14 protein-coding genes are annotated in these 15,328 nt (G+C 70.5%); 6 read left to right on the forward strand and 8 right to left on the reverse strand.

The window, feature by feature from the left end; translation table 11 throughout:
• The first annotated feature begins 461 nt into the window (after positions 1 to 461).
• Together AB0B90_RS37080 and AB0B90_RS37085 are read left to right on the forward strand one after the other, a co-directional pair.
• On the forward strand, positions 462 to 1,865 hold the full coding sequence (locus tag AB0B90_RS37080) for a ricin-type beta-trefoil lectin domain protein (protein ID WP_350945294.1): 1,404 nt from the start codon (positions 462 to 464) through the stop codon (positions 1,863 to 1,865).
• A 45-nt stretch (positions 1,866 to 1,910) separates the two neighbouring features.
• On the forward strand, positions 1,911 to 3,233 hold the full coding sequence (locus AB0B90_RS37085) for a family 16 glycosylhydrolase (RefSeq protein WP_350945293.1): 1,323 nt from the start codon (positions 1,911 to 1,913) through the stop codon (positions 3,231 to 3,233).
• A gap of 246 nt (positions 3,234 to 3,479) precedes the next feature.
• On the opposite strand, the gene AB0B90_RS37090 is transcribed toward AB0B90_RS37085, so the two are convergent.
• From AB0B90_RS37090 to AB0B90_RS37100, 3 genes are all read right to left on the reverse strand, one after another.
• Positions 3,480 to 4,922, reverse strand: a complete 1,443-nt coding sequence (locus AB0B90_RS37090; protein ID WP_362899825.1) for a WGR domain-containing protein — start codon at positions 4,920 to 4,922, stop codon at positions 3,480 to 3,482.
• A 79-nt stretch (positions 4,923 to 5,001) separates the two neighbouring features.
• Complete coding sequence (locus AB0B90_RS37095; protein WP_350945291.1) at positions 5,002 to 5,658, reverse strand: DUF998 domain-containing protein; 657 nt, start codon at positions 5,656 to 5,658, stop codon at positions 5,002 to 5,004.
• A 285-nt stretch (positions 5,659 to 5,943) separates the two neighbouring features.
• Positions 5,944 to 6,618 (reverse strand): hypothetical protein, encoded by a 675-nt coding sequence (locus tag AB0B90_RS37100; protein WP_362926575.1) that lies wholly within the window; start codon positions 6,616 to 6,618, stop codon positions 5,944 to 5,946.
• A gap of 135 nt (positions 6,619 to 6,753) precedes the next feature.
• On the opposite strand from AB0B90_RS37100, the gene AB0B90_RS37105 reads away from it, so the two are divergent.
• Both AB0B90_RS37105 and AB0B90_RS37110 read left to right on the forward strand, forming a co-directional pair.
• On the forward strand, positions 6,754 to 7,917 hold the full coding sequence (locus tag AB0B90_RS37105) for a sensor histidine kinase (protein WP_362926576.1): 1,164 nt from the start codon (positions 6,754 to 6,756) through the stop codon (positions 7,915 to 7,917).
• A gap of 25 nt (positions 7,918 to 7,942) precedes the next feature.
• The gene (locus AB0B90_RS37110) at positions 7,943 to 8,584 is read left to right on the forward strand and encodes a response regulator transcription factor (RefSeq protein ID WP_362926577.1); all 642 of its coding nucleotides are present in this window, start codon (positions 7,943 to 7,945) and stop codon (positions 8,582 to 8,584) included.
• A 172-nt stretch (positions 8,585 to 8,756) separates the two neighbouring features.
• Here the strand turns inward: AB0B90_RS37110 and AB0B90_RS37115 are convergent, their stop codons facing one another.
• From AB0B90_RS37115 to AB0B90_RS37135, 5 genes are all read right to left on the reverse strand, one after another.
• Entirely contained in the window at positions 8,757 to 9,920 is a 1,164-nt protein-coding gene (locus AB0B90_RS37115) for a 4-hydroxybenzoate 3-monooxygenase (protein ID WP_362899817.1), read from the reverse strand.
• A gap of 146 nt (positions 9,921 to 10,066) precedes the next feature.
• Entirely contained in the window at positions 10,067 to 10,813 is a 747-nt protein-coding gene (locus tag AB0B90_RS37120) for an IclR family transcriptional regulator (RefSeq protein WP_350945289.1), read from the reverse strand.
• A gap of 57 nt (positions 10,814 to 10,870) precedes the next feature.
• Positions 10,871 to 11,314 (reverse strand): SRPBCC family protein, encoded by a 444-nt coding sequence (locus AB0B90_RS37125; RefSeq protein WP_350945288.1) that lies wholly within the window; start codon positions 11,312 to 11,314, stop codon positions 10,871 to 10,873.
• A 23-nt stretch (positions 11,315 to 11,337) separates the two neighbouring features.
• Entirely contained in the window at positions 11,338 to 12,243 is a 906-nt protein-coding gene (locus AB0B90_RS37130) for an aminoglycoside phosphotransferase family protein (protein WP_350945287.1), read from the reverse strand.
• The gene (locus AB0B90_RS37135) at positions 12,243 to 13,691 is read right to left on the reverse strand and encodes a helix-turn-helix transcriptional regulator (protein WP_350945286.1); all 1,449 of its coding nucleotides are present in this window, start codon (positions 13,689 to 13,691) and stop codon (positions 12,243 to 12,245) included. The genes AB0B90_RS37130 and AB0B90_RS37135 overlap by 1 nt, the downstream gene beginning before the upstream one ends.
• Positions 13,692 to 13,921: 230 nt before the next feature.
• Between AB0B90_RS37135 and AB0B90_RS37140 the strand changes: the two genes are divergently transcribed.
• Both AB0B90_RS37140 and AB0B90_RS37145 read left to right on the forward strand, forming a co-directional pair.
• A complete protein-coding gene (locus AB0B90_RS37140; RefSeq protein ID WP_350945285.1) occupies positions 13,922 to 14,206 on the forward strand; it encodes a hypothetical protein in 285 nt (94 codons plus the stop codon).
• Positions 14,207 to 14,526: 320 nt separating this feature from the next.
• Positions 14,527 to 15,264 carry a glycosyltransferase family 2 protein gene (locus AB0B90_RS37145; protein WP_350945284.1) on the forward strand — a complete coding sequence of 246 codons (738 nt, stop codon included), beginning with the start codon at positions 14,527 to 14,529 and terminating at the stop codon, positions 15,262 to 15,264.
• Positions 15,265 to 15,328 lie beyond the last annotated feature (64 nt).

The raw sequence follows: 15,328 nt of genomic DNA on the forward strand, positions 1-15,328 counted from the left end.
GAGACCGGCGCTGTGATGCTTTTTTTACTGCTTGTATTGACCAAGGAACGAAGTCTGTCCTAAGGTCCGGGCAAGCGAAAGCCTGCCGTGAAGGGACTCCCATGACTCGCTTTCCTGACGCCGCGTGGCGGCGGGCGCGGTGGCCGCGCCCCGCTCCACCACCCTGACGACACCCCCTCACGGGCGGGAGGCACACCGACCGTCTCCTGCCCGTGAGGGCTCCCGTTCTCCCTGCCGTATCCGTCGCGGCAGGGCCCAGGACGCGCCGAGCAGCGCGTGCCGCCGCATGGCGATCCGTTCCGGGGACACCGTCCGGCCGCCCGCGAAAGGCACGCTCTCCGCGTCCGGCACCGCCCGCATGCCCCCGCTCGTCCGGGTCGTGACGTCACGCGCACGTCACGTCCCCGCCCGGGCGTGACGTCACCCGCACGTCGCCTCCCAAGACGGAAGGAAATCCGCGCATGGACACAGGACAGCCGCCTCCCCGGCGCCGTCGCATGTCGCTCCCGGCCACTCTCGGCGGGATGTTCACCGTCGTCGTTCTCGCCCTCGCCGGCGTGACCACCGCGTCCCCGGCCGCCGCCGCCACCGGGCAGATCACCGGCATCGGCGGCAAGTGCGTCGACGTCGCCGCGGCCGGCACCGCGAACGGCACCCCCATCCAGCTCTACGACTGCAACGGCACCGCGGCACAGCAGTGGACCCGCAACGGCGACGGCACCGTGCGCGCGCTGGGCAAGTGCCTGGACGTCACCGCCGCCGGAACCGCCGACGGCACCCCCGTCCAGCTGTACGACTGCAACGGCACCGCGGCGCAGCAGTGGGCCTACAGCGCCGCGAACGACCTGGTGAACCCGGCCGCCAACAAGTGCCTGGACGCCACCGGCCAGTCCAGCGCGAACGGCACCCGCCTGCAGATCTGGACCTGTGGCGGCACCGCCAACCAGAAGTGGAACGCCCCGAGCGACGGCGGCACCACGCCCCCGCCGGCCGGCAAGATGGCCGGAGCCCCCTACCTCTACATGGGCTGGGGCAACCCGCCCAACCCGGCGACGATCATGAGCACCACCGGGGTGAAGTCCTTCACCATGGCGTTCATCCTGTCCGGCGGCGGCTGCACTCCGCGCTGGGACGGATCGAGGCCGCTCACCGGCGGCGCCGACCAGGCCGCGATCAACCAGATCAAGGCCGCGGGCGGCAGCGTCCAGGTCTCCTTCGGCGGATGGTCGGGCAACAAGCTCGGCCCGAACTGCTCCACCCCGGCCGCCTACGCCGGAGCGGTGCAGCAGGTGATCAACGCCGTCGGCCCCGCGGTCGTCGACTTCGACATCGAGAACACCGACGAGTTCGAGAACTACACCGTCCAGGACCGCATCCTCAACGGCCTGAAGATCGTCAAGCAGAACAACCCGAACGTCAAGATCGCCGTCACCTTCGGCACCGGGGTGAACGGTCCCACCTCGGCCGGTGTCCGCCTGATCAACCAGGCCAAGGCGCTCGCCGTGCCGATCGACAACTACACGATCATGCCGTTCAACTTCGGCGCCTCGAACATCTACAACGCCACCGTCAGTTCCTCGGAGGGTTTGAAGAACGCGCTCAAGGCAGCCAACGGCTGGACCGACGCGCAGGCGTACGCCCGCATGGGCATCTCCGGCATGAACGGCCTGTCGGACCAGGGTGAGCTGACCACCACCCAGGCCTGGACCCAGATCCGCGACTGGGCCAGGTCCAAGGGGCTGACCCGCTTCGCCTACTGGGCGGTCAACCGCGACCGTCCCTGCCCCGGCGGCAACGCCTCCTCCGAGTGCAGCGGCATCTCCCAGCCCAACTGGGAGTTCACCCGCATCACGGCCGGCTTCTAGACCGTGACCTCCCTCCAGCGGACACCGGTTAGAAAGGAACAGCCGATGATCGTCACCAGCCCGGCACCCCCCACCGGCCCTCGCCCCGCGCGGACGCGGTTCGCGCGGATCGGCGGCCTCCTCGCCGCGACACTCCTCGCCCTCGGCTCCGCCACGCTCGTCCCCTCCCAGGCCGGGGCACAGGCCACCGCCGCCCAGACCGCCACCCGGCAGGCCCTCGCCGCCCCGGCCCCCGGCCCCCTCGTATGGTCGGACGAGTTCAACGCGGCCTCCGGCACCGGCCCCGACAACGCCAAATGGCGCCGGGACGTCGGCGGCGGAGGCTGGGGCAACAACGAGCGGCAGTACTACACGTCCGGCAACGAGAACATCGCCCACGACGGCGCGGGCAACCTGGTCATCACCGCCCGCAAGGGCAACCCCGCCGGACACGGCTGCTGGTACGGCTCGTGCGAGTACACCTCCGGCAAGCTGACCACCGCCGCGACCTTCACCCGCGCCTACGGCCGCTTCGAGGCGCGGATGAAGCTCCCCAGGGGCAAGGGCATGTGGCCCGCGTTCTGGATGCTGGGCACCGGAGGGGCCCAGTGGCCCGCCAACGGTGAGATCGACATCATGGAGAACGTCGGCAGCGTCCCCGGGCAGGTGCTCGGCAGCCTCCACGGCCCCGGCTACTCGGGGGGCAACCCGCTGAGCGGCAGCTACAACCTCCCCGCGGGCCAGGCCTTCGCCGACGCCTTCCACACCTTCACCGTCGACTGGGAGCCCGGCGCGGTGACCTGGTACGTCGACGGCGTCCAGTACTCCAGGAAGACCCCCGCCGACACGCGGGGCAACCCCTGGGTCTACGACCACCCGTTCTTCATGATCCTCAACCTCGCCGTCGGCGGGAACTGGCCGGGCTCGCCCGACGCCTCGACCACCTTCCCCCAGCAGCTCACCATCGACTACGTCCGCGTCTACGCCCCGCCCACCGGCGGTGGCCGTACGGGACAGATCACCGGCATCGGCGGCAAGTGCGTCGACGTCGCCGCGGCCAACACCGCGAACGGCACCCCCATCCAGCTCTACGACTGCAACGGCACCGGCGCACAGCAGTGGACCATGGGCACCGACGGCACCGTGCGCGCCCTGGGCAAGTGCCTGGACGTCACCGCCGCCGGAACCGCCGACGGCACGCCCATCCAGCTGTACGACTGCAACGGCACCGCGGCACAGCGGTGGACCTACAGCGGGGCCCGGGATCTCGTGAACCCGGCCGCCAACAAGTGCCTGGACGCCACCGGCCAGTCCAGCGCGAACGGCACCCGCCTGCAGATCTGGACCTGTGGCGGCACCGCCAACCAGAAGTGGAACGTCCCGTCCTGACCCGCTCCGGCGCGGACCGGAACCGTCCCCCTCGGTTCCGGCCCGCGCCGGGCCTGTCCCGCTGTCACCGGCCGCCCGCGACAGGTTCTCCCCGTCCTTCCGATCCGCTTGAGACGCCTCGGGAGGCATGCTCGGTACCGACATTCCCGGGTGGGAGAAGCTCCCCGGATACGCCGGGGCGGCCCGGCGCCTCACGGCACCATGACAAGATCTCGTCGACGTGGTGAACGCCTGCCCGACGGAAGATCAGAGCAGGCGCCTGATGTCGCCGTACGCGCGGTAGAAACCACCCCGCTCGGAGAAGCGGACGCCCTCCACGAGGTAGCGGGCCCCGGCCTCTCTGACCTCCTTGGGGAACTGCACGTTCCGCCGCACGTCGTAGCCCTCGCTGACGACCCGCACCCGGAGCCGCTCGCCCTCGCGGAAGCACTCGAGCACCACGCCGTCGCCGGTGTCCGGGACGGCGTCGAACACCACGGTCTCCAGCACGGCGGTGGGCTCCACCACCGCCAGCCCGGCGGACGCCTTGACGTCGACCGCCTCGGGGAGGGTGCCGTCCTGGGCCGCCCTGATCGCCTCCTCGGTCGCGTCGATGCAGGCCAGGGTGCCGTCGGTGGTGACGATGTAGAGGCGGTCGTCGAGATACTGCATGGAGAAGGCGGAACCGCAGCCGGTGGCCAGCTTCCACAGGCGCTCGCCGCTCTGGTCGAAGCAGTAGATCGAGGAGTGGTTGTCTCCGGCGAAGACGTACCGGCCGCCGGGGGCGGTGGCACAGGAGAAGACGGTGGCGTCGCAGCGGTAGACCGCCTGGGAGGCGCCGTCGGACTTGCGCAGGCGGTGCACGGTGGAGCGCGAGGTTCCCGCGTAGACCGAGTCGGCCTCCTGCCAGCCGAAGAGCACCGCGCCGGTGAGGGGCGTCTCCCAGACCGGCGCTCCGTCGGCGGCGTCGTAGCGGGCCACACCGGTGGAGTGGCCGTGGTAGACGGCCTCGTCGTCGCAGCGGACCATCCAGGCCGAGTCGCCCCTGCCCTTGCGTGCCCACTGGAACTCGTCCTCGTGGTCGATGGTGGTGATCCGCCCTGCCCGGTCGGAGACACCGAGCACACCGTCGTGGATGTCCAGCCAGTAGATGTCGACGTCCTCGGCGATCTCGTACGCGACCCTGGGAACCTTGCCTCCGAGGTCGTAGACCTTGCCGTCGTCGGCACCCGCGTAGATCCAGAAGTCGTCGCCGACGATGCACTTGACCCCGTCCGGCAGCTTGAAGCGGCCGGTGACGGTGCCGCCGTGGGTGACGGTGTAGACGTCGCCGCGCTGGTTGCCGACCCAGCAGCGCTCGGAGTCGACGAAGATGCCGAACGCCGCCGCGCCGCTGGCGAAGCGCCACAGCACCGGCGCCTGGGTGGCGGTGGAGCGGGTGCTCTCCACGCTGCGCCGGGTGACCGCGCGGCGCTGGCGCACCCCCCGGACCGCGGGGGCGTATCCTCTGCGGACCTTCTCGTTGATCTTCTTCGCGGCGGCCGCCTCCGCCTTCGCCTCATTGGCGAACGCCGACGCCTTGGACTGGCCGGACTCGCCGATGCGGCCGTATCTGATCGTCACCTCGGTCCCGTCGACCACGACCTCGTAGAACTTGTGCGAGCTTCCGCCGTCCTCGGACAGTTCCAGGTAAGTGCTCCGCGCGGCCATGCTCCACCTTCTCGATCGATCGACTTTCCGGGAGCGTAGGGCAGCCGTACGACAAACCGGGAACAAACCGGGAACGCGATCAGGCTCGGGCGGCCGCCGGGAGCGGACGGCGGACGCGGCCGCGCCGGGCACCGGCCACCATCCCCAGCATGGCCAGCACCGCCACCTCGAAGCCCACCACCAGCCGCTGGGTCACCCCCGCGGGAATGTCGTCGTTGGTCAGGTCCACGCCGAACACCCGTACCGCGTACGGGAGGACCACCAGGACCAGCACCCCCATCGCGGCCAGGCTGAGCAACCGGACCGCGCGGGCGTACGGACTGGTCGCGTACCGCCTGGCGAGGAGCAGCCCCGCGATCGGCATGGTGAGGAAGGCCACGAACGCCGCGTACCTGTGGATGCCACCCGACATCGAGAGCGGCACGCCGGGCTCGTCGGTGGGGAAGGCTCCGATCAGCAGCATGCACAGGCCCCAGACTCCGACCAGCAGCGCCACCGCACGGTCCTCCCCGCGCCGGGCCAGCACCGCCCCGATGATCGTCGCCGCGGCGGCGAAGAGCGTGAGCGACAGGGGCAGCAACCAGCCGTCCGCCTCGAACGCGTACTCGCTGATCACGGTGTGCACCGGATCGAGGCCGGTGACCACGTGCAGCCCGAGCATCGCGGCGGCCCCGGCGCCGATCGCCGCGTAACCACCGAAGACCATCGCCGACCCCGTGAACGCCTGACTTCCCATGCCTCAACGATGGCGACGATAAAGATCACGGAATATCGGAGACAGCCCCCCGACATCCCTGAACGATCCCGTAGGGACCTCCGGGCCAGGTAGTGCCCTCCTCCCGTGCACGGCTCCGCGCCACCTGCCTGACCTGCGCGAAAACCCGCGATGGTAGGGCGGCCCTCATCAGGGGCGCCCTCGGGGTAGGCCCGCTTCCCCACGGGGACGCCGCCCGTGGGGAAGCGGTCGCTCCCGCCGCGTCCGGGTCCGCCGCACCCGGGGAAGCCACACGCGGGGAAGCGGTCACGCGACGACCGGCGCGCGGGACGGACTCCACTCCTCGTCGCTCATCCGGATCATCGCCACGCCCACCGCGCCGAAGACGACCAGCAGCAGAAGCGGGCCCGAGTAGCCGAGCAGCGGATTCCACAGCCGTGCGCCGATCACCCAGACCACCAGCCCGACGAACACACCGGCCGGGAACCACCACCCGGCCCGGCCCGCACGGGCGTACGCCACGGCCACCAGGACCAGACCGAGGAACGAGCCGACCATGCCCGGGATCTGCCAGGCGAAGATCAGCGCAGGCTGTGCGGCGTCCTGCAGGATTTTCGTCGCCGTCTCCTCGGGGAGCTGCTGGTAGAGCACGATGTCGAAGAAGTCGGAGATCATCAGCGAGGAGAAGTTGATCAGACCGATCACGGCGGCCACCCCGGCCAGGTGGGCGAGGACGACCCCTCTGCGCCGGACGAGGTGAACCATGCCGACCACGCCGGGCACCCAGAGCACCCAGGCGTAGTGCAGGAGCGTCGCGCTGACTCCGGCGGCGCCGGGACTCTCCGCGTAGCCGAGGGTGTCCTCGACCCCGAACTCCAGGGGATCGACGATCATGCCCAGCAGCAGGCAGAGGGGGGCGAGGATCAGGCTGACGCCCGCGACCCCGCGACGGAACGCGTCAGGATTGGTAAGAGTGAACATGGCCGGAAAACTACGCACCGCACCGCTCATCGTCGTCAAGGCCTGCCTTGACCCGCAATCACCACCAAGGCGGATGTCAACCTCCTTCCCCACGCCGTACCCTCACGCCATGCCGCACCCCCCTCCCTCCGTGTCATGAGCCGCCGTTTCCCGCCCACCGCCGTCGACTGGCTGATCGCGGCGGTCATGGCCCTGTTCGGGCTCGCCGAGGAGCTCAGTGAGCGCACGTCGGCCTTCGACCACGAGCAGTCCCCGTTGTGGCTGGTCGCGGTGGTGGTCGTGGCGGCCCTGGTGCTCGTACGGCGCCGAGCCCCGTTCACGGTCCTGACCGTCTACTCGCTGGCGAGCGCGGTGAGCTTCGCGTACTTCGGCGACCTCGCCGCCGCCTGGCAGTTCTACACCCAGCTCATTCTGCTGTTCACCCTGGTCAGCGAGGTTCCCCTGCGAGACCCCAGGACCGTGCTCGGGCTCGTGGTCACCGGGCTCTTCGTCGGGTCGATGATGCTGGCCGTCGACCACCCCTCCGGCCCCGGGGACATGGCGGTGGCCGTGGTGATGACCTCGATCGCCGGCGGAACGGGCTTCGCCGTGTGGCGGCACCGGCAGGTCGCGGTCCAGGCGCGAGAGCGCGGCGAGCTGCTCGCCCGCAGGGCCGTGTCCGAGGAGCGCACGCGGATCGCCCGCGAGCTGCACGACGTGGTCGCCCACAGCGTCAGCGTCATGGTCATGCAGGCCGGCGCGGCCAGGCTGATGCTCCGCCCCGACCAGCTGGTCGAGCGCGAAACGCTCACCGTCGTGGAGGAGGCCGGCCGCGAGGCGGTCGAGGAGCTCCGCCGCATGCTCGGCCTGTTGCGCACCGACTCCGGCGAGGACGGGCTGGCCCCGCAGCCCAGCCTGGCCCGGCTGGAGGACCTGGTGGAACAGGTACGCGCCGCCGGGCTTGAGGTGGAGCTGACCGTGCGGGGCGAGGCCCGGCCACTCCCTGCGGGGCTGGAGCTGTCGGCCTACCGCATCATCCAGGAGGCGCTGACCAACACGCTCAGGCACGCGGGCCCGACACGCGTCACGGTCACCGTCTCCCGCCTGCCGCGTACGCTCAGACTGGAAATCGTCGACGACGGCCCCAAAGACGGCCACACCGGCCCCCAGGGCGCCGGGCACGGCCTGATCGGCATGCGGGAGCGGGTCGCGCTCTTCCACGGGCGACTCGCCACCGGGCCGCTGAGGGACGGCGGTTACAGCGTCAGCGCCTCGTTCCCGCTCGCGGTGCGGGCCGGCGGGGAGGAACCCGCCGGTTGAGCGGGAGACCGTGAAGGAGGGCCGAATGACCATCACCGTCGTACTCGCCGACGATCAGGCCATGATCCGCCGAGGGCTCCGGCTCATCCTCGGCACCCAGCCGGACATCCGGGTGATCGGCGAGGCCGCCGACGGGCGCGAGGCCGTGGAGACGGCCAGACGCCTCGGCCCCGACCTGGTGCTGCTCGACATCTCGATGCCCCGCCTGTCCGGCATCGCCGCGGCCCGCGAGCTCCTGGCCGGCCAGGACCCGCCCAAGGTCCTCATCCTGACGACGTACGACACCGACGAGAACCTCGACGGGGCCCTGCGGGCGGGGGTGAGCGGCTTCCTGCTCAAGACCTCGCCGCCCGAGCAGTTGTTCACCGCGATCCGCATGGCGGCGAGTGGCCTGGGCACACTGGACCCCGCCGTCACCGCCCGGGTCATGGCGGGCTACGTGGGCACCTCCCCGATTCCGCCGACCGTCACCCGGCGGGAGCGGGAGGTCCTCACCCTGATCGGCCGCGGCCTGAACAACTCGGAGATCGCCGCCACCCTCTTCGTCGCCGAGTCCACGGTCGGCACCCACGTCAACCGCCTGCTCGCCAAACTCGCCCTGCGCGACCGCGCCGAGGCGGTCAGGTACGCCTACGAGCACGGCCTGGTCCGCCCCGGCGAGCGCTGAGATCGCCGGGGCGGGGAACGCCCTCTCAGCGTCACCCCGGAGGCGGACGTCGAACCGCTGGGACCGCTCCCCCTCCGGACCGCGACGGGTCGCACCGTCGGGGGCACCGGCGGGAGCACGGAGCAGGCTACCTGCGGTGAGGCGGCGCGGATCCGTGAGGGGCGCGGACGGCTCAGGAGTCGAAGGGCAGGCCGACGTAGTTCTCCGCGAGCGTGGTCGCGGCGGCCTCCGAGGAGGTGACGTAGTCGAGGTGGGAGGTCTGCAGGCGTCCCCCGTAGGGGTCGTCGGCGTCGAAGGTGTGCAGCAGCGTCGTCATCCACCAGGAGAAGTGCTGGGCACGCCAGACGCGCCTGAGACAGTCGGCGGAGTAGGTGTCCAGCAGCCCGGTGGAGCCTTTGGTGTAGAACTCGTCCAGTGCCCTGGTCAGCAGCCGGACGTCGGCGACGGCCAGGTTGAGTCCCTTCGCCCCGGTGGGCGGCACGATGTGGGCGGCGTCCCCGGCGAGGTAGAGGTTGCCGTGGCGCATCGGCTCGGCGACGAACGAGCGCATCGCCGACAGGTCCCTGGAGATGATCGGCCCCTCGGCGAGTGTGAACCCGGGTACCGTCTCCAGGCGTGCCCGCAGTTCGGCCCAGATCCGCTCGTCCGGCCAGTCGTCGAGCGAGGCGTCCGGCGGCACCTGGAGGTAGAAGCGGCTGATCTCCTCGGAGCGCATGCTGTGCAGCGCGAAACCCCGGTCGTTACGGGAGTAGATCAGTTCCTCGGACGACGGCGGGACCCTCGCGAGGATGCCGAGCCAGGCGAACGGGTAGTCACGCCGGAAGACCGACAGGACGCCCTCGGGGATTGACGTCCGTGAGACCCCGTGGAAGCCGTCGCACCCGGCGATGACGTCGCAGTCGAGACGCTCGCCCCCGAAGGTGAGGTAGGGGTCCTTCTCCAGCGAGTGCAGCGCGACGTCGGGGACGTCGAAGAGGATCTTCCCGCCGTCGGCGAGCCGCCGGGCGATGAGGTCCTTGACGACCTCCTGCTGCCCGTAGACGGTGATGGCCCTGCCGGGGACCAGCTTCTCGAACGCGATGCGATGCCCGGCTCCGCCGTAGCGCAGCTCGATGCCGTGGTGCGGCAGCCCTTCGGCGCGCATCCGGTCGCCGACCCCCGCCTCGTTGAGCACGTCCACCGTGCCCTGCTCCAGCACCCCGGCCCGCACGCGCTGCTCGACGTACTGTCTGCTCCGCGCCTCCAGGACCACCGAGTCGATGCCCCGCAGGTGCAGCAGATGGGAGAGGAGCAGCCCGGCGGGTCCCGCGCCGACGATCCCGACCTGAGTTCGCATGCGTCGAGCATCGCGTACCGTCCGCCCGCGCATACCGCCCCCTTCCGCTCAGCGGAAAGCGACGAGGAAAGCTCCGCTCGGCGGGAGGAACGCCGCACTCGGCGGAGGGAGGGGGAACCGGGGAGGCGTGAGGCGAGGACGGACGCTCAGCGGAACGCGGCGACGAGGTCGCGGGAGAGCGCGGCGGCCGCGGTCAGCACGGCCGGTGCCAGCCGTCGCGGATCGGCGGTGTGCCGCCAGGCCACCAGCGACAGCGCCGCCACCACCCGGCCGCCCGCGCCCCGTACCGGCACCGCGACCGAGCAGGTGCCGACCGACATCTCCTCCTGTGTGCAGGCGATCCCGGTCCTGCGGACCTCCTCCAGCTCACCGCGGAGCCGCGCCGGGTCCACCACCGTGTTCGGCGCGTGCGAGGTGAGCCCTCCGGCGAGCACCCGCTCCACCGTCTCCGGATCCGCGAAGGCGAGCAGCACCTTTCCCACCCCGGTCGCGTGCAGCGGCAACTCCCCCGCCACGCGCGAGACGACCGGCACGGAGGTGGGCCCGCGCAGTCGCTCGACGTACAGTGCCCGGTCGTCGCGGAGCACCGCGAGCTGCACGTTCTCGCGGGTGGCGGCGTAGAGGTCCGCCATGTACGGCAGGGCGAGCTCGCGCAGCTCCCTCGGCTCCGCGGCCTGGGCGCCGATCTGCCACAGGAGCATCCCGATCCGGTAGGAGCCGTCGGGGAGCCGTTCCACGAACCCGCCCTCCGCCAGCTCCTTGACCAGCCGGTGGCCGGTGGCGGGAGGCAGCTCGGCGCGACGGCAGATCTCGGTGAGTGTCAGCCGCACGTCTCCCGGCAGGAACGCGCCGAGGATGGCCATGACCTTCCCGGTGACCGTGGGCGCCCTCACGTCTCCCACCCTAGATCCTCACCCGCCGCCCCCACGGCGGTGATCGTGAAGGCGAGCCTAGGAGGCGGAGGCGAGGCGGGCGGCGAGGATCCCGGCGCGGGCGAGCTGCACCTCGCGGGCCTTCTTCGCGGCGTAGCCCAGCATCGGCCTCGCCCAGGCGTGCACCACGAGGATGTCCTCGACCTCGGTGCCCCCGTTCTTCTCGCTGAGGGTGAACCGGTAGTCCAGGCGCACCCCGCCGGGGCTGTCGACCTCACCCTCGACGGTCCGCGGCGTGCTCCGCAGCGTCACCTTGATCATGTTGTCGTACTTGACGAGGCCGAAGAACCTGAACCGCTCCACCGAGGTGTAGCGGGTCTCCGACTCCCCCTGCTCGACGTCCTTGACCGCGACCACCATCGGCGAGAGGCCCACGTAGCTCTGCGGCTGGCTCAGGTGGGCACGGACCGCCGCCGCGGTGTTCTGTACGTGGAAGGTGTTGCGCAGTGTGACCTTTGGCATCTTGTGCCCCCGTTTGAAGATTTTTACTGGGAGACACTAACGGGTTCGGCCATGTACCACCGGGCATGTTGCTCACCTCGGGTGAGGGAATTCAGTCTTCGGGGAAGCTCGCGCCGGGAGAAGGGGTCGGCGGCGGCGTTGCGGATGTGGATTCCCACCGCGTAGATGTCCCTCACCTCCATGAGGGTGGAGTATCCCGGCCAGGAGCGCAGGTCACTGCCGTACGCGTCGGCGAAGGCGTCCACGTCGGCGGCGGTCAGGCCGAAGCGCCGCTGGCCGTGGTAGGTGTGGACCAGGTCCCACTCGCGAGGCCCGACCGCGACGCCGTCCCAGTCGCAGAGCACCACGTGCCCGTCCGTGCAGCGCAGCAGGTTGTCGATCCACGCGTCGCCGTGCAGCAGCACCGGCGAGTCGTCCATGCCGAGATCCGACCAGCGCTCCGTCAGCTCCGCGATGCGGTCGCGCAGCCACGCCCGCTGGCAGGCGGTGAGCTCTTCGGAGCGGTCCACGGCGCGACGCACCTCGCACAGCGGGTCGACGAAACGCCGCAACGCCACCGGCGGCACCGGCAGCAGGTGCAGGCTGCGCAGGATCTCGCCCAGCTCCGTGGTGGTGGGACGGCCGCTCGCCGGGACGTAGTGCCAGAAGGTGACGACCCTGCCCTCGTGCACCACGGGCTGCTCGGAGATCTCGTCGGCCGGGCGCACCGCGGGGAACCCCTGCTCGGCGAGCCAGCGGGCCACCGCGAGGACGAGCGGCAGCCGGGTCAGCGCGTTGGGAGCGGTGGCGATCCTGACCACGATCTCACTGCGCAGCTTGAAGACGGCGTTGCTGCGCACCCTCAGCAGCTCCGCGTCCCTGTGGTCGATGCCGAGGTTCTCGCAGACCTCCCGCAAGACGGTGAACGCCTCCTCGGCGAGCGAGTTCATCAGCTGACCGGCGCCGCGCCGGTGACCAGGTCGTTCAGACGTCGCACCGCCGCCGCCCTGTTTCTGGTCTGCGGCACCTCCGACAGCAGCGCCTTCGCTCGGTTGAGCACGATGGAGGTGCGGTGCTCCGGCGGAACCTGGAGCAGGGCCTTCTCGGCCAGGTGGCAGGCGTCCTCGACCTTGCCGTCGCGGACCAGGTGCGCGGCCTGGTCGAGCAGGAGGAGGACCGGGTCGATCGCGTACGGCACCGAGGGCCCCGCGGGTCCCGGGTTCCAGTCGACGTCCTCGCCGAGCTCGATCAGGGTGCCGATCCGGTAGAACTGCAGCCGCCGCTCGGAGAAGCGGAAAGCCAGGTGGTCGTGGCCCTCGGGAGGCATCTTGGCGAAGATGCGCTCCGCCTCGGCCAGCGCGACCCTCGCGGCCTTGTGCTCGCCCATCCGTGCCAGCGCCCGCGCCTCCGCCGCCGCGCCGAGCGCCGCCGGTGAGCTGGGGGCGCTGCCGGCGAGCATCCTGGCCTCGCGGGCGAGCCGCACGGTCTCGGCGAGGTCGCCGTAGTAGTAGGGGAGCATCGCCTGCTGTGCCCGGACGAGGGCGCGCAGCCGCACGTCGCCCATGTCGTCGGAGGCGTTGCGCGCGGTGCCGTACCAGGCGTGGGCCTGGCGGGTGTCGCCGAGCTTCATCAGCGCGTCGGCCGAGAGCAGCGCCAGCATCACGGTGGCGTTGAGCAGGCGGCGCTGGGCCATCGCGGGCTGGCGGGCCAGCGAGAGCGTCCGCACGTCCGACAGCTCCAGCATCAGCCGGTAGAGCATCGGCACCGGCGCGCTGCTGATGTATTCGCGCCGGTAGCGCAGCACCTGCTCGTCGAGCCGGTCGAGCTGCTCCTCGGAGACGGTGGAGACGGCGAGCGTACGGTCCAGGTCCTGACGGGTCCGCTCGACCTCGGCGAGCAGCCGGCCGGTCATCACCGACCGTGAGCCGAGCAGGGCGTGGTGGAACAGCGCGCGCCGCTCGATGTCGTCTTCGGACCGTTCCCGCTCCTCCGTCTGGTAGGGCGTGCGGCCCTCGCCACCGGAGACGACCACGACCTTGGCGCCCCCGCCGTCCTCGCAGTAATCTCCGGCCAGGCCTAGCCTGACGGCGTTCGCACGGTAAAGTCGAGCCAGTAGATCGATGGTCTGCGGGCGCGGCCGTGCCCGGTTGTTCTCCCAGGCGTTGAGCAGGTCGATGCTGGCCCGCGCCTCGCCCAGGTCCTGGCGCTCACAGAGCTCCTCCAGTTCCTGAACGGACTGCCTGGCCGACCAGCCCCTGGCCAGCCGGTGTGCCTTGAGCAGGCTCACCCCGCAGCAGCCGTGAATGGCCTGCGCGGTCTGCCAGTGGGTCCACTGCCTGGACGCCGCCTGCTCGCGCCAGCGTCGCGCGCATGCCGGCGAATGCTCACCTCGGGCCACGGCGCCCCTCCCACTTGCTGTTTACACAACATTAACAAGCACGCACCTCAACGTAAACGCAGCTGTGCGCGGCATTCCGTTTATTCGCGGTTTCCCCACGGAACATCCATGACTTTCCGGTCTATTCCACTGTTCCCGGAGGGGGTTGCGGAGGGACCGATTGCCTCAAGTGCCACAAAACCGCACTCTGCAGAGAGGCAAGTCACCAGTGTCCGCCAGGAGTGATCCGGATGATGACAGAGCGCGGCGAAGGTATCGACCACCTGCGTCGGTTGGCCACCCAGTTGGAGGCGCACGCCTTTCAGGTGCGCCTGAGGTCGGCCGCAGGGCTTTATCCACGACTTCATGTGATCAACCCCATGGCCCCGGCCAGGACCGAGGACGTGCTCGCCGCCCACGAGGAGGACGGCGAGTGGTGGTTCTGGCTGTCCTGGGCGGGGCGCATCGGCCACGCGGAGGACGTCGCGACGGCCGCGGAACGTGTGGCCAGTGTTCTTCATGTGATACGGAGATAGGTGATTCTTGGGCCTGGCGTGGGTAACACCCGGTGATCAAGCCCAGAATGGAGCGGCACCGTGAAAAGGATCCTGCTCGTACAACGTCCGCGTCCACCCCGTGAGCCGGTGCCACTCGACCTGCGCAGCCCTTCGGGTCGCACGCTCCCCTTCTGACAGCCCTCACGATCCGCATCGGGTCGTGCCTCCCCTTGGAACGGTCGGCGAAGAGACCCTCCCGCTACCCCCAAGGGGAGGTCAAAAGGCACGATCCTCTGTCACGTGAGGGCTTGCAAGAGGCTTTCAAGTGTTCTGCAGGTGGTGTGTTCAACCCTGTGGCCATGAACAGCGCCCCTTTTCCTTTCAGTGTCAGCGTGGTCGTCCCCGCCATGAACGAGGCGGAGAACCTCCCGCACGTCTTCGCGACCCTGCCGTCCTGGATCGACGAGGTGATCCTGGTCGACGGCAACTCCACCGATGACACCGTCGCCGTCGCCAGAACCCTGCGGCCCGGGCTGCGCGTCGTCAGCCAGACGGGCAAGGGCAAGGGCAACGCTCTCACCGAGGGGTTCGCCGCCGCGACCGGTGACATCATCGTCATGATCGACGCCGACGGGTCCACCGACGGCCGGGAGATCCACTCCTTCGTGACCGCGCTGGTCGAGGGAGCCGACTTCGCCAAGGGGTCTCGCTGTGCCCCCGGCGGAGGCTCGGACGACATCAGCCCGATCCGCTCGCTCGGCAACACGATGCTGACCAAGGTGACCAACCTGCTGTACGGCACCCGCTACACCGACCTGTGCTACGGGTACAACGCCTTCTGGGCCCGCCACCTCGACGCGCTCGACCTCGACTGCGACGGCTTCGAGATCGAGACCCTCATGAACATCCGCGCCGCCCAGGCCGGTCTCGTCATCCGCGAGGTTCCCAGCCACGAGCGCAGTCGCATTCACGGCGCCAGCAACCTGCACGCCGTCCGCGACGGCCTGCGGGTGCTCCGCACCATCCTCCGCGAGCGCGAGGGACGCGTCGACGGTGTCCGGCTGCGGCAGGAGCACGCCACCCAGGCCGCCGTCTGACCCGCCGGGGATCGGGCCGATCCTCCGGCGCTCCTCCGCGCCGGTCTTCTCGTCGCCCCGGGGC

The organism is Streptosporangium sp. NPDC049078 (assembly GCF_040648855.1).
Taxonomy (GTDB): domain Bacteria; phylum Actinomycetota; class Actinomycetes; order Streptosporangiales; family Streptosporangiaceae; genus Streptosporangium.